The 20,099-nt window shown below is 43.4% G+C and carries 24 protein-coding genes and 2 rRNA genes; 1 reads left to right on the forward strand and 25 read right to left on the reverse strand.

The genetic code is table 11. The features are described 5' to 3' along the window. Positions 1-269: 269 nt before the first annotated feature. The 12 genes from spoVG to metG all read right to left on the reverse strand — a co-directional run bounded on the left by spoVG (position 270) and on the right by metG (position 10,680). Entirely contained in the window at positions 270-560 is a 291-nt protein-coding gene (spoVG, locus tag P4361_RS04810) for a septation regulator SpoVG (protein ID WP_053356264.1), read from the reverse strand. Positions 561-720: 160 nt separating this feature from the next. Further along, positions 721-1,098 (reverse strand): RidA family protein, encoded by a 378-nt coding sequence (locus P4361_RS04815; protein WP_053356265.1) that lies wholly within the window; start codon positions 1,096-1,098, stop codon positions 721-723. 2 nt (positions 1,099-1,100) lie between these two features. Beyond that, complete coding sequence (gene purR / locus P4361_RS04820; protein WP_328088467.1) at positions 1,101-1,931, reverse strand: pur operon repressor; 831 nt, start codon at positions 1,929-1,931, stop codon at positions 1,101-1,103. A gap of 117 nt (positions 1,932-2,048) precedes the next feature. After that, positions 2,049-2,933, reverse strand: coding sequence for a 4-(cytidine 5'-diphospho)-2-C-methyl-D-erythritol kinase (ispE, locus tag P4361_RS04825; RefSeq protein WP_053356267.1), 885 nt, complete (start codon positions 2,931-2,933; stop codon positions 2,049-2,051). 101 nt (positions 2,934-3,034) lie between these two features. Continuing rightward, complete coding sequence (locus P4361_RS04830) at positions 3,035-3,211, reverse strand: small, acid-soluble spore protein, alpha/beta type (RefSeq protein ID WP_053356268.1); 177 nt, start codon at positions 3,209-3,211, stop codon at positions 3,035-3,037. A 132-nt stretch (positions 3,212-3,343) separates the two neighbouring features. Next, positions 3,344-3,604, reverse strand: a complete 261-nt coding sequence (gene veg / locus P4361_RS04835; RefSeq protein ID WP_061975971.1) for a biofilm formation stimulator Veg — start codon at positions 3,602-3,604, stop codon at positions 3,344-3,346. A gap of 211 nt (positions 3,605-3,815) precedes the next feature. Continuing rightward, complete coding sequence (gene yabG, locus P4361_RS04840) at positions 3,816-4,691, reverse strand: sporulation peptidase YabG (protein WP_091010643.1); 876 nt, start codon at positions 4,689-4,691, stop codon at positions 3,816-3,818. An 86-nt stretch (positions 4,692-4,777) separates the two neighbouring features. Continuing rightward, the gene (gene rsmA / locus P4361_RS04845) at positions 4,778-5,650 is read right to left on the reverse strand and encodes a 16S rRNA (adenine(1518)-N(6)/adenine(1519)-N(6))-dimethyltransferase RsmA (RefSeq protein ID WP_053356271.1); all 873 of its coding nucleotides are present in this window, start codon (positions 5,648-5,650) and stop codon (positions 4,778-4,780) included. Beyond that, positions 5,647-6,207: a ribonuclease M5 gene (gene rnmV, locus P4361_RS04850; RefSeq protein WP_328088468.1), complete on the reverse strand. Its 561-nt coding sequence runs from the start codon at positions 6,205-6,207 to the stop codon at positions 5,647-5,649. The genes rsmA and rnmV overlap by 4 nt, the downstream gene beginning before the upstream one ends. 150 nt (positions 6,208-6,357) lie before the next feature. Continuing rightward, positions 6,358-7,554, reverse strand: coding sequence for a ubiquitin-like domain-containing protein (locus P4361_RS04855; protein WP_328088469.1), 1,197 nt, complete (start codon positions 7,552-7,554; stop codon positions 6,358-6,360). A 218-nt stretch (positions 7,555-7,772) separates the two neighbouring features. Beyond that, on the reverse strand, positions 7,773-8,540 hold the full coding sequence (locus tag P4361_RS04860; RefSeq protein WP_053356273.1) for a TatD family hydrolase: 768 nt from the start codon (positions 8,538-8,540) through the stop codon (positions 7,773-7,775). A 178-nt stretch (positions 8,541-8,718) separates the two neighbouring features. Further along, on the reverse strand, positions 8,719-10,680 hold the full coding sequence (gene metG, locus P4361_RS04865) for a methionine--tRNA ligase (protein ID WP_328088470.1): 1,962 nt from the start codon (positions 10,678-10,680) through the stop codon (positions 8,719-8,721). 590 nt (positions 10,681-11,270) lie between these two features. Between metG and P4361_RS04870 the strand changes: the two genes are divergently transcribed. Then, positions 11,271-11,555, forward strand: coding sequence for an AbrB/MazE/SpoVT family DNA-binding domain-containing protein (locus P4361_RS04870; RefSeq protein ID WP_053356275.1), 285 nt, complete (start codon positions 11,271-11,273; stop codon positions 11,553-11,555). Positions 11,556-11,600: 45 nt separating this feature from the next. On the opposite strand, the gene rsmI is transcribed toward P4361_RS04870, so the two are convergent. From rsmI to rrf (P4361_RS04935), 13 genes are all read right to left on the reverse strand, one after another. Further along, the gene (gene rsmI, locus P4361_RS04875; RefSeq protein WP_091010637.1) at positions 11,601-12,488 is read right to left on the reverse strand and encodes a 16S rRNA (cytidine(1402)-2'-O)-methyltransferase; all 888 of its coding nucleotides are present in this window, start codon (positions 12,486-12,488) and stop codon (positions 11,601-11,603) included. Then, a complete protein-coding gene (locus P4361_RS04880; protein WP_256227857.1) occupies positions 12,454-12,750 on the reverse strand; it encodes a GIY-YIG nuclease family protein in 297 nt (98 codons plus the stop codon). The genes rsmI and P4361_RS04880 overlap by 35 nt, the downstream gene beginning before the upstream one ends. After that, complete coding sequence (locus tag P4361_RS04885) at positions 12,740-13,483, reverse strand: tRNA1(Val) (adenine(37)-N6)-methyltransferase (protein WP_256227856.1); 744 nt, start codon at positions 13,481-13,483, stop codon at positions 12,740-12,742. The genes P4361_RS04880 and P4361_RS04885 overlap by 11 nt, the downstream gene beginning before the upstream one ends. Positions 13,484-13,629: 146 nt before the next feature. Beyond that, a complete protein-coding gene (gene yabA / locus P4361_RS04890) occupies positions 13,630-13,983 on the reverse strand; it encodes a DNA replication initiation control protein YabA (RefSeq protein ID WP_053356279.1) in 354 nt (117 codons plus the stop codon). A gap of 15 nt (positions 13,984-13,998) precedes the next feature. Then, positions 13,999-14,826 carry a PSP1 domain-containing protein gene (locus tag P4361_RS04895; RefSeq protein WP_053356280.1) on the reverse strand — a complete coding sequence of 276 codons (828 nt, stop codon included), beginning with the start codon at positions 14,824-14,826 and terminating at the stop codon, positions 13,999-14,001. Positions 14,827-14,832: 6 nt separating this feature from the next. Further along, positions 14,833-15,819: a DNA polymerase III subunit delta' gene (holB, locus tag P4361_RS04900; RefSeq protein ID WP_328088471.1), complete on the reverse strand. Its 987-nt coding sequence runs from the start codon at positions 15,817-15,819 to the stop codon at positions 14,833-14,835. Positions 15,820-15,828: 9 nt separating this feature from the next. Then, a complete protein-coding gene (locus P4361_RS04905) occupies positions 15,829-16,269 on the reverse strand; it encodes a YaaR family protein (protein WP_091010633.1) in 441 nt (146 codons plus the stop codon). Positions 16,270-16,287: 18 nt separating this feature from the next. Beyond that, on the reverse strand, positions 16,288-16,617 hold the full coding sequence (locus P4361_RS04910; RefSeq protein WP_053356283.1) for a cyclic-di-AMP receptor: 330 nt from the start codon (positions 16,615-16,617) through the stop codon (positions 16,288-16,290). Between the two features lie 22 nt (positions 16,618-16,639). Then, positions 16,640-17,281 (reverse strand): dTMP kinase, encoded by a 642-nt coding sequence (tmk, locus tag P4361_RS04915; RefSeq protein WP_328088472.1) that lies wholly within the window; start codon positions 17,279-17,281, stop codon positions 16,640-16,642. Positions 17,282-17,283: 2 nt separating this feature from the next. Continuing rightward, positions 17,284-18,723, reverse strand: a complete 1,440-nt coding sequence (locus P4361_RS04920; RefSeq protein WP_328088474.1) for an aminotransferase class I/II-fold pyridoxal phosphate-dependent enzyme — start codon at positions 18,721-18,723, stop codon at positions 17,284-17,286. Positions 18,724-18,835: 112 nt separating this feature from the next. Then, the gene (locus P4361_RS04925; RefSeq protein WP_256227853.1) at positions 18,836-19,033 is read right to left on the reverse strand and encodes a sigma factor G inhibitor Gin; all 198 of its coding nucleotides are present in this window, start codon (positions 19,031-19,033) and stop codon (positions 18,836-18,838) included. Positions 19,034-19,469: 436 nt separating this feature from the next. Continuing rightward, positions 19,470-19,589 (reverse strand): 5S ribosomal RNA (gene rrf / locus P4361_RS04930). A gap of 380 nt (positions 19,590-19,969) precedes the next feature. Then, positions 19,970-20,085, reverse strand: a 5S ribosomal RNA gene (gene rrf, locus P4361_RS04935). Positions 20,086-20,099: the final 14 nt, after the last annotated feature.

The following is a 20,099-nucleotide window of genomic DNA, read 5'->3' on the forward strand; positions in this document are numbered from 1 at the left end:
CTGATATTCCCTTACGAATATATCTTATAATCACAGTCATTTCAAGGAGTGTGAAGGATTTGTCAATGTATTGTTAAAAAGCTCCAATAACTCAAGCATTAATACTCATAATGACATTACTATTGGCTATGAATATAGCTATCCTTGCAGTACTTTAATGACTAGATACATCATTGGAACTTCCCTTTTCATTCCTGTCTTAAAACCACCCAGGCTAAAAAAAGCATAAAAAAAGAACTCCTTGAGTAAGGAGTTCTTTTATACGCTGTTTAGGATGCCCCTGCTTCTTCAAAAGCAGATTCCATTTCACCCATTCTGTGATATTCCGTCAACACCGCGTTTTGAATCTTTTCGCGTGTACTGGACGTAATCGGGTGAGCGATATCTCTAAATTCCCCATCCGGCGTTCTTTTGCTAGGCATAGCAACGAACATACCGTTATTCCCATCAATCACACGAATGTCATGGATAACAAATTCATGATCGATCGTAATCGAAGCAATCGCTTTCATACGTCCTTCTGTATTCACCCTTCTAAGTCTTACATCAGTCACTTCCATTCCAAACACCACCTTTTTCCATAAATAAGAACGTATAACAACATTTCTTCATTCTTTTTCAAAATCCTTCTATATATAATAAAAATTTTTAAAAAATTATGTAAAATAAAAAATAGCACCTTCTCAAATGAAAAGGTGCTATTTTCCTATCTTTTTATTTTTATGTTTTGACTAAGGCAATGACTTCAATTTCAATTTGCACATCCTTTGGCAGGCGGGCAACTTCCACACAAGAACGGGCAGGCTTGTGTTCAGAGAAATACTCTCCGTATACTTCATTAATGGTTCCAAAATCATCCATATTTTTGATAAAGACAGTCGTTTTTACTACTTGCTCGAATGAAGAGTTCGCTTCCTCCAAAACAGCCTGAAGGTTTTTAAAAACCTGATGGGTTTGCGCAGCAATATCGCCTTCCACCAAGGTGCCTTCTGCTGTCAGAGGAATCTGGCCTGAACTGTAAAAAAGATTATTAACAACCATCCCCTGTACATACGGGCCGATAGCTGCAGGTGCTTTTGCAGTCTGTACCTTGTTCATCGTTATCTCTTCTCCTTTTGAATGAAGTAATTTCCTTCCTCAACCTCTATCCTCTGTTCCTTTTCATTCACACTGGCCAGCCGGGTTAATGAAACATAATCATCCACGAGCCTCTCTGCTCCATCCTGTGCCTCAACGAGTACACCGATTCCAGCCACTTCCGCCTGGAACTCTTTGATTAGGCTGATCATGCCGCGGATTGTGCCGCCAGCCTTCATGAAGTCATCAATAATAAGTACGTTGGCACCCTTCTTGATACTTCTTCTCGCCAGCGCCATCGTTTGAATGCGTTTCGTTGATCCCGATACATAGTTGATACTGACAGTAGACCCTTCCGTCACTCTGCTGTTGCTGCGTACGATTACGACAGGAACATTCAACTGCGAGGCCACTGCATACGCCAAAGGTATCCCCTTTGTCGCCACGGTCATGACGGCATCAATTTTTTGAAGCGAAAAAACGGAGGAAAAAAGCCGTCCCACCTGGTTGACCAGATTAGGATTTCCAATGATGTCCGTTAAGTAAAGGTAACCGCCGGGAAGCAGCCGGTCAGGATCTTCAAGCATCCCGGTCAGTTCTTCAATGATCTCTTTTGCTTCCGCTTTAGAAACAGAAGGAATATACTTTACGCCGCCGGCTGCGCCAGCCACTGTAATGATAGAGCCAATCCCTTGGTATTCAAAATTTTCTTTAATGATGGCCAAGTCTTCGCTGATGGATGATTTGGCAGACTGATACCTCTCCACAAAGTATGATAATGGAATCAACTGATGTGGATGCTGCAATAGGTATGTGGTTAAGTCAACCATTCTTCCGCTTCGTTTTAACTTCATCCTGCGCCTCCAAAAACCGAATATTTGAAGTTAATATACCATTTTCATACGGTTTTTATCAACATACAAATGAAAATCGTTCAAATTATCCGTTTTTTTAAAGAGGGCGAAAGAACATTAGTATTTAAAGTCTTCCTGTCCCTCACCCAGCAGGCGTACAGCGTAAACTTCATGGCAAAAACCTCTCAGGCCGTTGTACACACGGTTAACCCGCGACTCATGCTGAAACAGTCCAAAAACGGTTGGGCCGCTTCCGCTCATGAGCACACCATCTGCACCGAGCCGATGCATTTGATCTTTGATCTGCTTTACTTCCGGATAAATGGGAAGTGTAACCGTTTCGAGAACGTTTCCTAGCTGGCCGCAGACACCTTCATAATCATTCGTTTCAATTGCATGAACCATCGCCTCAATGTCAGGATGATCAATGGTTTTGGTATCAAGCCTTCGGTACACTTCGGCAGTCGATACACCGATTGGGGGTTTGGCAAGCAGCACCCAGCAAGGCGGCGGCGCTTTAATATGCTGAATATGTTCCCCTCTGCCAGAAGCGATAGCGGTACCGCCGTAAACACAAAAGGATACGTCAGAACCGATCTTTGCCCCAAGTACAGCCAGTTCATCCAGAGAAAGTCCGAGCTTCCAGATCTCATTCAGGCCTTTTAATGCCGCGGCTGCATCGCTGCTCCCCCCTGCAAGTCCAGCTGCAACAGGAATATTCTTAGCAATGTGGATCCCGACTCCTTTTTTAACCCCAAAGGTCTTCTTGAGAAGCAAAGCTGCTTGATAAGCCAGGTTCCGCTGATCGAGGGGGACGAACCCGCCTGTAGATTCAATCGTTATTCGATTTTCCTCAAGGAGTGTCAGTTCCACACGGTCAGAGAGGTCTACCGTCGTCATAATCATTTTTACTTCGTGGTACCCATCTTCCCGTTTACCGAGAACATCCAGAGACAAATTGATTTTTGCCGGAGCCTTGATGGATATCTTATTATCATTCATAAAGATTCCCCTATATTTTTAAGATAATTTGATACTATCATAAAACGGGAAGCGCCTCTATATACAAAAAACCGGAGCATGGCTCCGGCGTCTCGCATATTTTATTGCTGTCGGGACAGGTTCTGCTGCGCCATTTCTATAGCGCGCTTTACCATATTGCCTGCGTCCTTGGACTTAATGCCGCCCCAGCCTTCCTTTTGGACCGTATCATAAAACCCAAGGTCTTTTGCAAGCTCCATCTTGAATTGTTCAGACATCATTCCACGTCTACGGCTCATGATGCAATACCCCTCTCAAAAATAAGCGATAAGGGTAGTATTTTACGGATTATAAAATGTTATGTATCAACCATTGGTTTGCTTAAGTCTTCGTTTTTTGAAAAAAAGGCAAAAAAAAAGCAGTAAGGATTCTTACTGCCCGCTAACCACCTGGGATTCTTCTAAGAAAGTTAGTTCAACGGTTTCCGTTAATACGTCAGCGTAGCTGTAAGAAACACGTTCAAAAGCGTTGGTGTCCTGATCCAGTTTAATAATAAATACGGCAGGGTATGTTTCTTCTAAGGTACCAAGTCGTTCAATCGTTTTGCGACGACCTCCGTTGGCTCTTAGAGAAAGTCTTTTACCCACGTTAGACTCTAAAATTCGTCTAATGTCCACAATTGTTTTACCCATATCGGCTCCACCTCACTTAGACAAATTGTAACACAAATCGCTACTTTTTGTCAAATTAAAACTAAAATTATAGCAATATTGAAGTTGTCATGTCAATGAAAAATTATCCTTTTTTCACTTTTATTATGTGGGAAATTGTAAAAAGTATGTATGCTTGCCAATAATCTTTTTTTAAGCATAAGAAAACTCCAGCAAACAGGCTGGAGTTTTCTTATTGGGTATAGGTTTGTGATTTAATCGGCATGCCAGTCCGCAAGAATCCTTTTGTTTCGACCCCGCCCAATCCTTCCCGGCCCGTGAGCGTGTTCCGCAGGACGTCCATCACATTTACATGTTCCATGAAGGAAGTCATGCTGATCTTGGATACGATATAAACAGGATCCAGGGCGTGTATATTGATCCTTGCCGGTGAGCTTGCAAAATTACTGCCCGCTTTTATCAATGACTCAAAATGAGATTGGCATGCTCCTGCAAAAATCATTAAATGATCAAGCTGAGGATAATTTCTCCGAATTTCTCTTACAGTTCTTACAAAGAATTTAGTATGCCGATAAGCCTGCATATCATCAATTGATCCTTTGTTCTTCATGTAGGCGTCATGCCCGGTGATGACCAGGATATCCGGCCGCACTTCATCAACAAGAGCGGGAACTTTTTCAGGCATTTCTGTTTCCTTCAGATGGATCCCATATACAGGAACACCAAGCCGCTTATAGAGCTCAAGGCATTTGCTTAAATAGAGGGGATCACCATCTACGTGAAGAACCCGGCCGGGCAGCTCGAAATACGATTGGTCATATTCATAGCCGTTTGTTGAAAGGTATTCTCTCTTCTGCCTGAGCAGGTAGTAATCCTGCCTGAACAGTTTATAGGAGGACTCTTCCTTTTCCTGCCCCGCCTGCCGCCTTTCGTGCTGCTGCTGCGGAGACATGGTTACAAGATCAGCAACCGGAGCATCGGCAATTAGTCTCATCTCTTCACCGGCAAGATCTGCCACTGTTTTATCTTCATTGAACCCTACAATTCGAAACAATAGATCACATTTATATGACGTCCTGCCAACCACTGATCCGATTTCAAGTTTCATCGAACTCCCCCTGTTTGGAGAAAAGTACAAATCCCAGTTACATCATCCTTTTTAAAGATATGTCGCCGGGATTAGAAACATGAGTCTCATTTTAGAAGGGGAGCTAAAGCGTCTGCAAGTTTTGCAAATTCTTCGATGGTCAGGGTCTCGCCTCTTCGTTTTGGATCGATCTGAATTTCATCAAAAACTTCTTGGAGCTCTTCTCTCTTCTCTTTTAATGGAAGGTTATTCAGCAAGTTGTTCCAAAGTGTTTTTCTTCTTTGGCCAAAAGAGGAACGAATCACTTCAAAGAAGAAGGTTTCATCCTTCACTTGAACAGGCGGCTCTTTTCTCAGGGTCAGCCTGATAACGGCAGAGTCCACGTTAGGCGCCGGCACAAAAACCGTTTTAGGCACTTTCAGAACCGTTTCTGCTTCCGCATAGTACTGTACAGCAATCGACAAGGAATTGTAATCCTTCGTTCCCGGTTTAGCTGCAAGCCTGTCCGCTACCTCCTTTTGGATCATACAGACGATTCCCCGGATCGGAAGCTTTTCCGTTAAGAGCTTCATAATGATTGGTGTGGTCACATAATAAGGAAGATTTGCCACAACCATAATATCCTCTATCCCTTCAAACTCTTGTCCTATCACTTGAGAAACATCCGCCTCAAGAATATCAGAATGAATAACTTTTACATGAGGATAAGGCTCCAGCGTCTCGCTTAAGATGGGAAGCAGCCGCTGGTCAATCTCAAAAGCAACGACCTTTTTTGCCTGGCGAGCGATATGCTCTGTCAACGCACCAATTCCCGGCCCGATTTCTATAGCCCCGGATTCCTCTGTTAAATCAGCCTGGGCAACGATATTGTTCAGTATATTACGGTCAATCAAAAAGTTCTGACCGAGACTTTTTTTAAATGTGAAGCCATGTTTCTTCAGTATGGCTTTTGTACTTTGCGGATTTGAGATATCCTTCATCTTTCCTGTTCCTCCTGTAAAATTTCCTTCATGGCATCAGCAAATTGCCGTTCAGTAATCTGAAACATCATCAAGCGCTTGTGCAGCTGCTTTCCGTTCATATATCCGATCTTTAAGCTCTTTCCAAGCTTTTCTCTTCTGGCTTTTGCCTGCTGTCCGCCGATTAGCCCTGCTGTTACAAGATCGTTCCATGAAATTTTTTCCGTTTCTTCTATATATTCTTCTTTTACATGACGCAGTGCTTCTCTTATTGAATCCTTTGAGGCATGCTCCACTCCAATGCCTTTTTTATTTCTTGCCATCGCTTCCTTTTTGGGAAGAAATGCATGCTTGCAACCGGGTATCTTGTTTGAAATAATTTTCCGGATGCGCTCCCCCGGATAATCAGGATCTGTAAACACGATAACCCCTCTTTTTTCCTGAGCAAGCCTGATCTGTTCTATCGTTTCATCACTTATTTCTGAACCGTTTGTTTCAATGGTGTCCGCATTGACCGCATTCTGTATCACGATGGTATCACTTTTGCCTTCAACCACAATTATTTCTTTAATTTTCATGATTTCCTCCCAGGTCATGCAAAAAACTACTTCCTAGTATACCCTTACTTTCCCTTAAGGAAAATAAAAAGCAGAGGATTGGCATCAATACCCGCTTTTGCGGGTATGGACACAGCTCCCCTGCTTCTCTTCTATATCTGGAATTTAGCTTTATTTAATAATTTTAACTCTTACCGTTTTTCTTCCCCATTTGACAGCCTCTGACTGAGAGGAGAAGAAAACATCGATGCGATTGCCATTGATGGCACCGCCTGTATCAGAAGCGATAGCATAGCCATAGCCTTCTACATACACTTTGCTCCCAAGTGGAATGACTTTTGGGTCTACCGCGATGACTTTCGCATTAGGATTGGCGTGAAGGTTCAGGCCTGTCCTCGTCTTGCCCGAACATCCGGCGCAGCTCGCAGTGTAAGCGGTACTTGTAACATAAAGTTCCTTGCCTCCGGAAGGAGTACTCTTTCCGCGCGAAACCGTAACAGGTTTCGGCTTTGTGCCTTCGGCTATTACCTTATCTGAACTATCTTCCAATGTTTTTTTACTTTTTAATTTTCGGGAAACCTCTTTCCCGTTTTCAAGTACGACCTCATACTTTTTCGATACCCGGCCTTTGGAGCCCGGTTCTACCACTTTCTCTTTTCCTTTTGCCAGTTTTCCGTCTTTACGGGTGACGGTAGCAAACGGCGTATCTTCTTCCACTACATCGGTGACCTTTTCTACTCTGATGATATTAACCTTCATGTCGTTGTTTAACTTCGTCTCTTTAGCGGGCTCTACCCGGTCAAGATCCCCTAGTTTCACTTTGTTTTGTTTTAAAAGGTCAGCGACCGTAGTCGAAGTGGTCCAAACTTGCTTTTCTTTTCCGCCTACAACAAGGTCAACTGAGACAGCTTGCTGAAGGTTTATGTTCTGCTGAGTTTTGAGCGGCGTTGCTAAACCAGGCTTAAGTTTATCATGCTGGTTCACGCTGATATTGCGTTCGCCTAAAAATTCTTTAACAGTGCTGGCTGTTGACCAAACCGATTGTTTTTCTCCATCCTGCGTAAAGTTAATTTTATGTGCAGGTGTATACTCAATCTTCATGCCGTTTTTAAGCGGCTCGTTTAATCCTGGTTCCACCTCATCATGGCGGTTAACCGATATACCATAGTCAGAAAGTGCATCCCTAACATTTTCTGCGTGTGAACTAAACGATTTCTCTTTCCCATCAACCATGATCATAACGTCGGTTTTCGAAGTTTCATAGCTTACGAAACCTGTTGTTACAGCCAGAACGATGATCGCGGCAGCAGCCATTACGAGCTTTTTCGTGAAGAAATCATAAAAAAGCTTACTCTTGCTCCTGTTCATGTCATCCATTCCCCCTTTACAAGGATTGAAGTATATTCGTTGAATAATTCGTTGTCAAATCCCCCCTCTTATGTAAATTAATTACACAAGCCCAATTATGTAAGGAAAAAGGGTGAAAAGGGAAGGAAAACCGTTCGACAATTTCCTCTTCCGTAATGTTGATTTTGCTGGATTTACAACGTTTTTTGCCTGTTTTTTTCTCTTTTCGACAAAACCGGTCAGCGATTGATGCCGAATAATTGTCTGGCATTGTCGGAAGTTTTTTTAACTAAATCTTCCAGAGGCATTTCTCTTAACTCGGCGATAGCCTCAGCTACGTACTTTACATATGATGGTTCATTTCGCTTGCCCCTGAGCGGATGGGGACTTAGGTAAGGACAATCCGTTTCGATAAGGAGCCGGTCGATCGGGATCTCTTTCGCCACTTCTTTTGGCTTCTTGGCATTTTTAAATGTAACTGGCCCGCCAAAAGAAATGTAGAAGTTCATGTCTAAACACTGTTTAGCAACCTCCAGGCTGCCGCTGTAACAGTGCATGATTCCGCCAACTTCCTCGGCACCTTCGCTTTTAAGAATATCAACGACATCCTGTGTCGCATCGCGATTATGAATAATAATCGGAAGCTTCACTTTCTTAGCCAGTTGAATCTGTTGGCGAAAGACATCTTTCTGAACATCTTCCGGTGATTTATCCCAATGGTAATCCAGCCCCATCTCACCTAAAGCCACCACTTTGGGGTGAGCTGCGAGTTCTTCGATCCACTGTAAATCTTCCGGTGTCATATCCACCGCGTCCACGGGGTGCCATCCTACAGCTGCATAGATAAAATCATATGTATCAGCCAACTTTATAGCGCCTTTGATTGTCGGCCGGTCAAACCCAACGACAACAATATGTGAAATTCCTTCATCCAAAGCTCTTTGTATTACCTCTTCAAGATCTTCTTCAAACTGAATTGCATTTAAATGTGCGTGTGTATCAAACATGAAGAAAGCCCTCCTAATTAATACTTTCACAGTTTATCATACCTTTGTCCTATAACACCAAGACGTCTGGATAACAATTGCATTACAGTTTTATTACATACTGGAAATAACATGCCCCATTTGACCCCTGGTAAAATTAAAAAAGGGAACCCTTTTAGGCTCCCCTTTCACGCATACTTTATTTGACTTTTGCTCCATTCGGCAAGCTTTGATCGACCGTTGCCAATGTCAGCTGATCTCCGGCTGAACCAGCGAGGATCATGCCTTCTGACAGTTCTCCCCGGAGTTTTACCGGTTTAAGGTTGGTGACGCAAATGACTTTTTGTCCTATCAAGTCTTCAGGTCGGTAATACTTTGCAATACCTGAGACAACCTGCCTTTTCTCATAACCGAGATCTAGCTGAAGCTTCAAGAGTTTGTCCGCTTTTTTCACTGGCTCCGCCTCGATGACTTGAGCCACTCGAAGGTCAACTTTCATAAAATCATCGATCGAGATCTCAGCTGTTTCTTCTTTTTCAACGATAGCTACTGGCGCCTTCTCTTCTTGCTCTGCAGCAGTTGCACCACCCATAGACTGCTGAATATAGCTCACTTCTTCCTCAGTTTCAAGACGAGGGAAGATTGGATTTCCTTTTTGAACCTTTGTTCCTTCCGGCAGTTTTCCAAATTCATAGACGGTGTTCCAGTCTGTAAGCTCACCTTCCTGGATCCCAAGCTGTCCCCAGATTTTCGCAGGCGCATTTGTCAGGAACGGCTGAATCAATACGGAAACTATACGGATGGACTCCGCCAAATGATACATGACTGCTGCCAGAGCCTTTTTGTCTTCTTCATTTTTTGCCAGGATCCAAGGCTGGGTTTCATCGATATATTTATTCGTGCGGCTGATCAATTGCCAGATGCTGCTTAAAGCCACCGAAAACTCCATGTTCTCCAAAGATTCTTCTGCCTTTTTAACGGTATTCAGAACAAAATCAACAAGAGTCTGATCAAAGTTCGTCACATTGCCTTCGTAGTCAGGAATGGCGCCATCAAAGTATTTATTGATCATCGCCACCGTACGGTTCACAAGATTGCCCAGGTCATTGGCAAGGTCATGGTTCACCCGGTCTACAAAGCTTTCAGGCGTGAACACGCCGTCAGAACCAAAAGGAACTTCACGGAGAAGATAATAGCGCAGGGCATCCAATCCATATCGGTCGATCAAGGTTACCGGATCGACAACGTTTCCTTTGGATTTGGACATTTTTCCGTCCTTCATAAGCAGCCAGCCGTGGGCAAAGACTTTTTTGGGAAGCGGAAGGTCCAGTGCCATCAGCATAATCGGCCAGTAAATCGTATGGAACCTGACGATCTCTTTCCCGACGAGATGAACATTTGCCGGCCAGAATTTTTTATACTTTTCATCGTTTTCTGATCCATAACCGAGCGCTGTAATATAATTGGAAAGCGCGTCAATCCACACATAGATAACATGCTTCGGATTGCCGGGCACCTTCACACCCCAGTCGAAAGACGTACGGGAAACCGCGAGATCCTCTAACCCAGGCTTGATAAAGTTATTGATCATCTCATTTTTGCGGGATTCCGGCTGAATGAACTCCGGATTCTCTTCATAGAACTGAAGAAGCCTGTCCGCATACTTGCTCATATTAAAGAAATAGCTCTCTTCCTTTACGCGCTTTACTTCTCTTCCGCAGTCCGGGCATTTTCCGTCGACAAGCTGAGTCTCAGTGAAGAAGGATTCACACGGCGTACAGTACCAGCCTTCATACTCGCCAAGGTAAATATCTCCTTGATCAAGAAGCCGCTTAAAGATTTTCTCTACACCCTCTTTATGCCTGTCTTCGGTTGTACGGATGAAGTCATCGTAAGATATATCGAGTTTCTGCCAAAGATCTTTGATCCCCGTCACGATTTCATCTACATATTGCTGCGGAGTTACTCCGTTCTCTTCCGCCTTCTGCTGAATTTTTTGGCCGTGCTCATCTGTTCCAGTCAAATACATAACTTCATAACCTTTTAAGCGTTTATATCTTGCCAAGGCATCGCCCGCTACTGTGGTGTACGCGTGGCCGATATGGAGTTTTCCGCTTGGATAATATATTGGTGTTGTAATATAAAATGTTTTTTCTCCCATAATGAATTCCTCCGGTTAAAAAATTTAATAAACTATGAAAAAAGCCCCTGCAAAAAGAGGGACATTTTATTTACAGAAAAAAGTGACTGCTCATTTCGACTTTCAAATTTGTCAGTTCTATGAAAAGTGTAAAAAAATGTTTGTTCTGGGACATAAAATACAAAACAAGTGCGAAATCACTTATGTAAATACTTTCATTATGCTCTTTTCTTCACTCAAAATATACCTAATCCCGTAAAGTCATGTCAAGGTAAACAGGATGTACGGTGAAGAATAGGCTAAGGGAGTATTTTTTAAAAGTCAGTTTTGTCGAATAATGACGAATTTATCAAGAATAATTCCCAGTAATTTTTTTGAAAAACAAGAATAATTTTCTAAACCTATTTTTACCTGTTTGTAAAGATAATCTGGTATGATTGAACTTATAGAAAAACGGGTAAATAGATAGAGAAATTTTTGTTTGCAAAATAGTTGACCTCATCTGGAAATATTGTTATGATGAATCCGTAAGATTTTGTCGAATTCTGACGATTATATATATAATTAATATTAGGATTTAAATATCTACTATTCGGGAGGAGATTACTAAAATGAAATCTACAGGTATTGTTCGTAAAGTTGATGAACTAGGACGTGTGGTAATTCCAATCGAATTACGACGCACACTCGGAATTGCTGAAAAAGACGCACTTGAAATCTACGTTGATGATGACCGCATCATCCTTAAAAAATACAAGCCCAATATGACTTGTGCAGTAACCGGGGAAGTTTCTGATGACAACTACTCACTTGCTGGCGGCAAAATCATTCTTAGCCCAGAAGGCGCACAAGAAATCATGAATGAACTTCAAAAACAACTTCAAGCAACAAAATAAGGATTGAAAGAGCCTCCTGATGACAGGAGGCTCTTTTTTATGTGTTTAGCTTTCATTTTCAACGTGATAGGCTTGGTATACTTCTCGCTTTGGCAGATTTCGGTCTGCCGCTGCTTTTTTTACCGCTTCTTTACTTTTTAGCTGTTCTTTATCGATGTAATGCTGGACGTGTTCAACAAGCGTCAGAGGATCCCACCACTGAGATTCTGCCTTTTCTTCAGGTGCATCTGACGAGCCTTCCACCACCAGGCAAAACTCGCCTCTGATCTCTGTTTCCTTAGTCCAATCCACCACCGTGCTTAATGGGCCTCTGATGAACTCCTCATATTTCTTTGTCAATTCTCTCGCCATTGAAACACTCCGCTCACCCAAAATGTCATGCATAATGGATAAGGTTTCTTTCAGCCGATGGGGAGACTCATAAAAGATCATCGTAAATGGAAAGGACTTGAGCCGCTCAAGCTGTTCTTTCTTTTCTTTCTTGCCCCGTGGCAAAAATCCGTAAAAGTAAAAATCCTTCGTATTAAGTCCTGAAGCAATTAATGAAGATAACGCCGCATTCGCCCCGGGGAGAGGAACAACAGGAATCTTTTCCTCCAGTGCGCTCACAACAAGTTCATAACCCGGATCGGAAATGGCCGGTGTTCCTGCATCTGATACAAGTGCCACTGTTTTTCCTTCTTTCAGCAGGTCGATTAGCTTCATGCCGCTCACTTCTTTATTATGTTCATGGTAGCTGAAAAGAGGGGTCTGGATCTCAAAGTAATTGCAGAGCTTTTTCGTCTGCCTCGTATCTTCCGCTCCTATGTAATCAGCTTCCTTTAAAATCCGTATCGCACGAAAAGTCATGTCCTCCAGATTTCCAATCGGCGTAGGAACTAAATAGAGTAAACCTGTTTCATGACCGCTCTGATAGCTGTTCTGCTGCCACATGGTATACAGCGCCTCCTTCCTTGATCAAGTGTTCCTTCTCTTTCTTCGTCATTCTTTTTATTCGGTATTCTGCTTTCATCGCATCTTCTTTTGTTGGAAAATCAGCGGAGAAAACAAGCTGCAGCGGAGCTCTCCCTCTTGTGTACTTTGCTCCCTTTCCTGATTCATGAGCCAGTACCCGCTTTTCCAGGTTATTGGTATAGCCGGTATAGAGGGTATCATCACTGCACTTCAGAATATAAACATAAAATTTATTTTCCATAGAAGACCTTCTTCAATTCTTCCGTATATTGCCCGTCTTTTCCATACACGGTCAGCGGGGGGAGAATATGAAGATCAGGCTTGCCGTCCTTCATTCCCTCGACAAGAAGCATGTTCGCCTCACCGCCATGCTTTGGATAAACAAACTGCAGCCTTTTGGGCTCAAGCCTATATTTTCTCATCAGGCTCAAAATATCCATCAGCCGCTGAGGACGGTGGACGAACGCAGCTTTACCTCCCTGCTTTACCAGCTTGCTGCTCACTGAGATCACATCTTCAAGTGTACAATGAATCTCGTGCCTGGCTACCGCCAAATGGGGATTCTCATTATAATCTTTTTCATTTACCGAGGAAAAATACGGCGGATTGCACACGACCGTATCAAACTTTCCTGTACCAAGCTTTCCAGGAAGATTGATGATGTTGTCTGTCAGTATTGAAACCTGATCCTGCATCCCATTAACTTCCACGCTACGGCCGGCCATATCACTCAGCCGTTCCTGAATCTCTACTCCTGTGATGGCAGCCTTCGAACGCTGTGTCAATAACAAGGCGACGGCTCCGTTTCCTGTGCAAAGATCGATAATGTTTCCCTTTTGAATGGGTACGTAGGCAAACCTGCTCAGCAGTACGGCATCCAGAGAAAAAGAAAAGACGGATGGGCTCTGTATGATTTTCAAAGATTCATCAACTAGATAGTCTAACCGTTCGTCTCCTTTTAACAGGTTTTCCATTACATCACTCTTTCTGCTTCACTTTTTTCTTTGGCTTTGTTAAAGCATATTGTTGATTTAATCACACCCTGCTCAAAATCAACAACATTGACGAACAGAGTTTTTCTTTAAACATAGAAAAGAGTCTTCCCCTTTGGAAAGACTCTTTATTTTTTATTAAGAAATGACAGACAGAACAGGCAGTCGCCCTCTGTTCGCACACTTCCATAATGAAGATTGCAAATATGAAATCCTTCTTGATACAGCCTGGCCAGGTTGTCATAGCCTTCCCCGATATCTGCCGATTCTTGTGGCAATGGCCGCTTTTTAACAGAGGAGTTGGATCCTTTTTTTTCCTGTGGCTTCAGAGCACTTCGCAAATTGTAATTTTCCATTTGCAGGTTGTGATTCTGTTCCAATAAGGCGACAAGGTCTGCTTTTAAGTCTCCAATTTGTTCCGTTAAAGCTGCCAATTGCTGCTCCATATGGGTCACCCGGGAAAAAATCTGATCTTTCTCCACGTGCTTTCCACCTCGTTATTCTGTAGCTTGCGTAAATAATTCCTTTTCTTTCATGAGCTCTTCAATTGTATATTCCGTTACTTTTTCAAGTTCCGGCAGTTCGACCTGTACAAGTTTTTCGAGCATATTCAATCCAACAACGCGACCTCTTCCATCTGGAGTGGCGATATGTTCACCCACATCTGGAAGCTCTCTTTTGACTTCTTCATAATAATCATTTTCGTATTTTAAACAGCACATTAAACGGCCGCATAATCCAGAAATCTTTGCGGGGTTAAGCGATAAATTCTGGTCTTTGGCCATTTTAATTGATACGGGTTCAAAGTCACCAAGAAAAGTGGAACAGCACAGCATTCTTCCGCATGGGCCGATGCCTCCAAGCATTTTTGCTTCATCACGGACTCCGATTTGCCGAAGCTCGATCCGCGTCCGAAAAATGGAAGCGAGATCTTTAACCAGTTCCCTAAAATCGATGCGTCCATCTGCAGTGAAATAAAAAATGACTTTATTTCGGTCAAAGGTATATTCGACATCTACCAATTTCATGTCAAGCTTATGCTCGGTTATCTTTTCCGTACACAGTTCAAAAGCATTTTGGGCAGCTTTTTTGTTTTCATCTACCGCAAGTGTATCTTTCTCGTTTGCGCTTCTTACTACCTTTTTTAAAGGAAGTACAACATCATTCTCCCCAACTTGCTTCTTGTCTATGACGACTTTTCCGTACTCAATTCCGCGCGCTGTTTCAACAATTACGAATGTATCCTTTATGATATCAAGGTCGCCAGGATCGAAATAGTATATTTTTCCCGCTTTTTTAAAACGGACTCCGACTACTTCATACACAGGCTTTTATCCCTCCCGTAATCGTAACACCAGCTGCTCCATCAGGAGCTGGGGGTTTACGTTTGCACCTAGACGTTGCTTGGCTGTTAAGATAGCCAGCATTTTCTCACTGATTCTTTTCTGTGAGGTATGTAGAGCTTGCTGCTCTAACGCTTGCCGCTGATCGACAAATACCAGGTGCTCCGGCTCTGAAAGCTGTATAAATAAAAGATCTTTGTACCAGATCAGTAAAAGGCTTAATGCATTGTCGAGTTGAGCTTTTTCCTTAAAAAACGACAACCAGTTATCCTGTAATGAAACAAATACCTGGCTGGGACGAGTTCTCAACTCTTCTGTTAATTGTATCACTTTGTCTCGTGCTTGTGCAAACCACTCTTGCCTACAAATTTCGAGTGCTTCTGACTTATCACTCGTTAATGCAGCTGCCATAGCAGCCATAGGCAAAGAGATATCCTCTTCCTGCAAAGATTTCATAAGCTGTTCTGGCGGAAGAGGAGAAAAGGAAACAACCTGAGACCTGGAAAGAATGGTCTCCAGCAGACGATGCACCTGTTCTGTCAATAAAAAGGCGATCGTGGATGACGTCGGTTCTTCCAAAAATTTAAGCAGGCTGTTTGCGGCCTGTACCGTCATACGATCGGCATGTTCAACAATGTATACTTTTTTATCTGATTCCATTCCATGATAAGCAAATTCCTTTTGCAGACCGCGGATTTGATCAATTTTAATGGATTGCCCTTCAGGCTGGACGATATGAACGTCCGGATGGTTTCCTGAGTCGATCCTCTTACAATCCTTACATACTCCGCATGGTTCAACACTTGTTGTTTCCCTGCACAAAAATGTTTTTGCGATCTGCAGGGCCATATCCATTTTTCCTGTTCCATGCCCCCCCTCAAACACATAAGCATGAGCGAGACGATCCTTCTTAACACTATTCGTTAACATTTTTACAACTCTTGGCTGCCGTTCACTTAATTGTTCCCAGCTCATTTTTTCCACCTACGTATACAGATTAATCAAAAGACCTTTGACTTCACCGATCTTATCGAGCAGGCCGATTGATTTTTCTTCCTTTTTTAACATCAAATCTGTCATTTCCAGAAGCTTCGTATCTACTTCTTGGACAAGTCTCGTGGTCTGCTGCCTTCCCTGGCTGTTCCAGCCGCGGCTCTGTTTCAGATTCATGCCAAAATCAACAGCTTCTTTTACAAAACGCTGCACAAGCTGTTTATACTGATTAAAATCTCTCATGGTCTGATACTGAGCAAGCCGCTGCCCCTGCTTCTCTACGTCCTTAAAAAGAGTGCCGAGCTGATCGGACTGCAGCTTTTCCTGATGGCTCGTAACAGCTTCCCCAAAAGCATGTCCGCTTTTTCCGCTGAGCTTTCCTTCTTTTTGTTTCGTATCGATTAAAGGGCGGGGATCTTGGCCAATTTTCATTTTGATTCCTCCGTCATTTTAAAACTGCTGAAAGCTTTCTACAGGAAGAACAAATACAGTGGCTCCTCCAACTTCTACTTCAACAGGATAGGGAACGTATGCATCAGCATTACCGCCCATCGGCGATACAGGGGCAACCAGCTGATTGCGGCTCTTGCAGTTCTCTTTGATGATGTCCATTACACGATCCACTTGCTGATCTTCCACACCAATCATGAACGTCGTATTCCCTGCTTTAAGGAAGCCTCCGGTCGTCGCCAGCTTGGTCGCACGGAACTCATGCTTAACAAGCGCATCCGCCAAACGGCTGCTATCCTTATCCTGAACCACTGCAATGATCATTTTCATACTTTTTCCCTCCTGTAAATTATTAGTTATATCGGTTCGCTAGAAGAAGTTTAATATCCTTTTTGATGACATCAAAAACCTGGTCTATAGTCTGGTTTCCATCCACAAGAAGAAAACGTTCCTTGTTTTCTGAATAAATTTCCCTAAATCCTGATCTTACTCTCTCATGGTACTCCAGCTTTTTCTGCTCTATACGGTCAAGTCCTTCTTCAGTATATCGGCTGACCATCCGTTCCCTCCCTGCTTCAGGAGAAATATCGATGAGGTAGCTTCGGTCCGGGCTTAATCCACCTGTTGCAAAGCGATTGATCGCCGTGACATCCACTACAGGAATACCGAGTCCATAGGCTTGATAAGCAATGGACGCATCGACAAAGCGGTCACACAGTACCAGTTTGCCCTCTTGCAACGCCGGAACAATTTTTTCTTTCACATGCTGCGCACGTGAAGCGGCATACAGCAGCACTTCCGTCTCATCCGCCATTTCTGGGTGAGCCGGATCTAAAATCAAAGAGCGGATCCGGTCGCTGACCGCTGTTCCTCCCGGTTCACGGGTTAAAAGATATGGAATACGGCTTTCTTCTAAATAATCAGCCAGTTTTTTAATCTGTGTTGATTTTCCTGAGCCATCCGGGCCCTCTATCGTAATAAATAATCCGTTCACGTCTATTCTTCCTTCTGTTCAGCATATACGTTTATTTTTTTGCCTTGGCCGCCCTGAAAACGGGCGCCATGCTCTAATAGATATTGATAGTTTTTCACCAGTTCATCAGTAATTCGTTCTCCCTTGGCAATCAAAGGAATGCCAGGCGGATATGGAATAACAGACTGGGCAGCTATGTGTCCGGAAGAGTGGGATATCCATATCTCTGCACTCTCCATCTTAAGCATCTCTTTATAGCTTACTGCAAGGGCGCTGATGCCTGTCTCTTCCCTCTGTAAAGGGATGCGAGAATGTTCCTTGTGAAACATCCCGTCTGACAGGGCACCTTGAATGGTTTCAATCAATGCGCTGAGATCCGGTATCCTTCCAAGGGGCAGAACAAACAGGACATTCATTGGATCTGCGAGTTCTGTAAAAATCCCCTTCTCCTCTAACTTCTCCTGCAGCTCATATCCGGTAAGACCCGTCGTGCTCTGTACGGTAACTTTTAGAGGGTCCATCAGACAGCCGGCAGAAGCCGGCAGCACATTTAGTTGAGGAATACGGTTCAGAGCTTTCCGGAAATGCTCACCATCTTTTTTTATTTCATTAAAATCCCTTGGAGTAAGGCTGGCTAAATAGGCTCTGGCTAAATCCAGCGAGGCCATGATGGGATAAGATGGCGAACTGGATTGAAGGGCTTGTAAATAATGTTTTACCCTCTTTTCATCAATACGAAAACTGTTGAAATGCAAGTACGCACCCATGGTCATAGCAGGCAGTGTTTTATGAGCAGAATGAACAACCATGTCAGCTCCAGCTTCAAGAGCACTTTCGGGAAACTGCCCATCCCGTCCAAAGTGGGCTCCATGGGCCTCATCCACCAGTACAACCAGTCCGTTCTCGTGCAAATAAGGAATTATTTCCTTAAGATCCACCGACATTCCATAATAGTTGGGGTTAGTCAGCATAATCCCTTTGGCTGCCGGAAACTTCCTTACACCTTCTTTTACCACTTCAAGAGTAAGACCAGTGGCAAACTGGCCAACTGGATCGATGCCCGGTGAGAGAAACACCGGCCGCAGCCCTGCCAGCTCAAGCCCGTTTAAGACAGACTTATGGCAATTGCGCTGAACGAACACTACATCATTCTCTTGAAAAGCGGACAAAAGCATGACCAGGTTTCCCGCTGTACTTCCTCCCACTAAAAAATAACTGGAATTAACGCCATACAAGGAAGCCGTCAACGCTTGCGCCTCCTGAATGGCTTCAGATGGTTCATGCAGATCATCCAGTCCAGTCAGCTCTGTCACATCTATAGGAAGAACGGAGGCAAAGGCTTTGTTTTGATTGCCGCCAAAACCGATGGCTCCATTTTTATGACCCGGAACATGAAAGGACCATTTTGTTTTATGGCTATGCCGTATGAGGGCATCATATAAGGGGGTTCTTTGTTCATTTATCATGTGCAATCCTTTTTTCTTGCATGAAGTTACGTTTATCCTTCTATTTTAGCATACCTCAAACCTCTCTGCTTTTCGCTCCAAAGAGAAAAACAGGCCATGTTGGCCTGTTTTATACAGAAGAATTAACTAATTTTAGTTTTCTTAATTGATTTAAATAGTGTTTGTAATACTCGTCATTGGTTTCAGCAGAAACTATTTTTTTCTCGCAGTCCATACAAATGTATTGATGTAAAATATGAATACCGGTCTGCTTATGCTCCTCGCATATTAAACACATTTCCCCTGTTGGTTTCAATGATGATTTCATTTCCATCCACCTCCATTACTTCATTCTTTCCAGAGTTCCTCCGCTCTATACTCTCGTACCTTATTAATCTTCGTTTCTGTTTAGGCTCTAGTTCAATGTATGTGAAACAGAATTTGTTCGTGTCTGTCTTGGAAAATTAAAGCCTTCCCGGCCGATTCAGTGAAATAAATGTTCTATGCTCGAAGAACAAGATGGTAAAAGTAGTGGCTTCTGACTGAATGATTGGATTCCGTTGGCTAAATGGATCGTTACTTGCGGATTTGTACGGTTTTCATGCGGCTTTGGCCCTTTTACGTGCGACTTTGAAGGGTTTACATGCGGGAATGGAGACTTTACGTGCGACTTTCCAGCCTTTACATGCCAAACCCATCATTGTCATAAAAAAGAACATACAAAAAAGCACTGCTGGAATCAATCCAACAGTGCTTTCGTTCATGCCCGGCAACGTCCTACTTATACAGGGGCAAGCCCCCAACTCCCATCGGCGCTGAAGAGCTTAACTTCCGTGTTCGGTATGGGAACGGGTGTGACCTCTTCGCTATCGCTCACCACCGAATATCCCTTGCACCGAGCTCGCCCCAGGGGGCGCGGATGCAAACCACCTTATTTGGTTGATCCCTCGATGGTTTTATGAAAAATAAAATAAGTAATTAGTTTATATAGGCTTTATTTTTTCGCTTTCTCTTTGAAAATCATCTTTTTGTAGGTAATGGATACGGTTTTGAAGGTTCTGCTTTGTTGTCCGGGAGCGTTACTTGCGGAATTGGAGGGTTTACTTGCGGCTTTGGCTCGTTTACTTGCGGTTCGACAGAGTTTACTTGCGATTTCACACCCGTTACTTGCGGTTCGACAAGGTTTACTTGCCTATCACGTCATTTTCATAAAAGAACATACAAAAAAGCACTGCTGGAATCAATCCAACAGTGCTTCATTCGTGCCCGGCAACGTCCTACTCTTACAGGGGGAAGCCCCCAACTACCATCGGCGCTGAAGAGCTTAACTTCCGTGTTCGGTATGGGAACGGGTGTGACCTCGTCGCGATCGCCACCAGACCTATTTTGAGGTA

Source organism: Fictibacillus sp. B-59209, from assembly GCF_036216745.1.
Taxonomy (GTDB): domain Bacteria; phylum Bacillota; class Bacilli; order Bacillales; family Fictibacillaceae; genus Fictibacillus_C; species Fictibacillus_C marinisediminis.

Bases quoted from the DNA above. Each gene is read 5' to 3' on its own strand.
- rsmI (WP_091010637.1), bottom strand. From the start codon at position 12,488: ATGTGGCAGCAGAACAGCTATCAGAGCGGTCATGAAACAGGTTTACTC.
- P4361_RS04910 (WP_053356283.1), bottom strand. From the start codon at position 16,617: ATGAAAATGATCATTGCAGTGGTTCAGGATAAGGATAGCAGCCGTTTG.
- P4361_RS04855 (WP_328088469.1), bottom strand. From the start codon at position 7,554: ATGAACAGGAGCAAGAGTAAGCTTTTTTATGATTTCTTCACGAAAAAG.
- P4361_RS04885 (WP_256227856.1), bottom strand. From the start codon at position 13,483: ATGGAAAACCTGTTAAAAGGAGACGAACGGTTAGACTATCTAGTTGAT.
- P4361_RS04925 (WP_256227853.1), bottom strand. From the start codon at position 19,033: ATGAAATCATCATTGAAACCAACAGGGGAAATGTGTTTAATATGCGAG.
- P4361_RS04870 (WP_053356275.1), top strand. From the start codon at position 11,271: ATGAAATCTACAGGTATTGTTCGTAAAGTTGATGAACTAGGACGTGTG.
- P4361_RS04830 (WP_053356268.1), bottom strand. From the start codon at position 3,211: ATGAGCCGTAGACGTGGAATGATGTCTGAACAATTCAAGATGGAGCTT.
- veg (WP_061975971.1), bottom strand. From the start codon at position 3,604: ATGGGTAAAACAATTGTGGACATTAGACGAATTTTAGAGTCTAACGTG.
- rnmV (WP_328088468.1), bottom strand. From the start codon at position 6,207: ATGAAAATTAAAGAAATAATTGTGGTTGAAGGCAAAAGTGATACCATC.
- purR (WP_328088467.1), bottom strand. From the start codon at position 1,931: ATGAAGTTAAAACGAAGCGGAAGAATGGTTGACTTAACCACATACCTA.
- rsmA (WP_053356271.1), bottom strand. From the start codon at position 5,650: ATGAAGGATATCTCAAATCCGCAAAGTACAAAAGCCATACTGAAGAAA.
- P4361_RS04860 (WP_053356273.1), bottom strand. From the start codon at position 8,540: ATGTTTGATACACACGCACATTTAAATGCAATTCAGTTTGAAGAAGAT.
- P4361_RS04905 (WP_091010633.1), bottom strand. From the start codon at position 16,269: ATGAAAATTGGCCAAGATCCCCGCCCTTTAATCGATACGAAACAAAAA.
- metG (WP_328088470.1), bottom strand. From the start codon at position 10,680: ATGGGAGAAAAAACATTTTATATTACAACACCAATATATTATCCAAGC.
- P4361_RS04880 (WP_256227857.1), bottom strand. From the start codon at position 12,750: ATGGAAAATAAATTTTATGTTTATATTCTGAAGTGCAGTGATGATACC.
- spoVG (WP_053356264.1), bottom strand. From the start codon at position 560: ATGGAAGTGACTGATGTAAGACTTAGAAGGGTGAATACAGAAGGACGT.
- yabG (WP_091010643.1), bottom strand. From the start codon at position 4,691: ATGAAACTTGAAATCGGATCAGTGGTTGGCAGGACGTCATATAAATGT.
- holB (WP_328088471.1), bottom strand. From the start codon at position 15,819: ATGAGCTGGGAACAATTAAGTGAACGGCAGCCAAGAGTTGTAAAAATG.
- P4361_RS04815 (WP_053356265.1), bottom strand. From the start codon at position 1,098: ATGAACAAGGTACAGACTGCAAAAGCACCTGCAGCTATCGGCCCGTAT.
- ispE (WP_053356267.1), bottom strand. From the start codon at position 2,933: ATGAATGATAATAAGATATCCATCAAGGCTCCGGCAAAAATCAATTTG.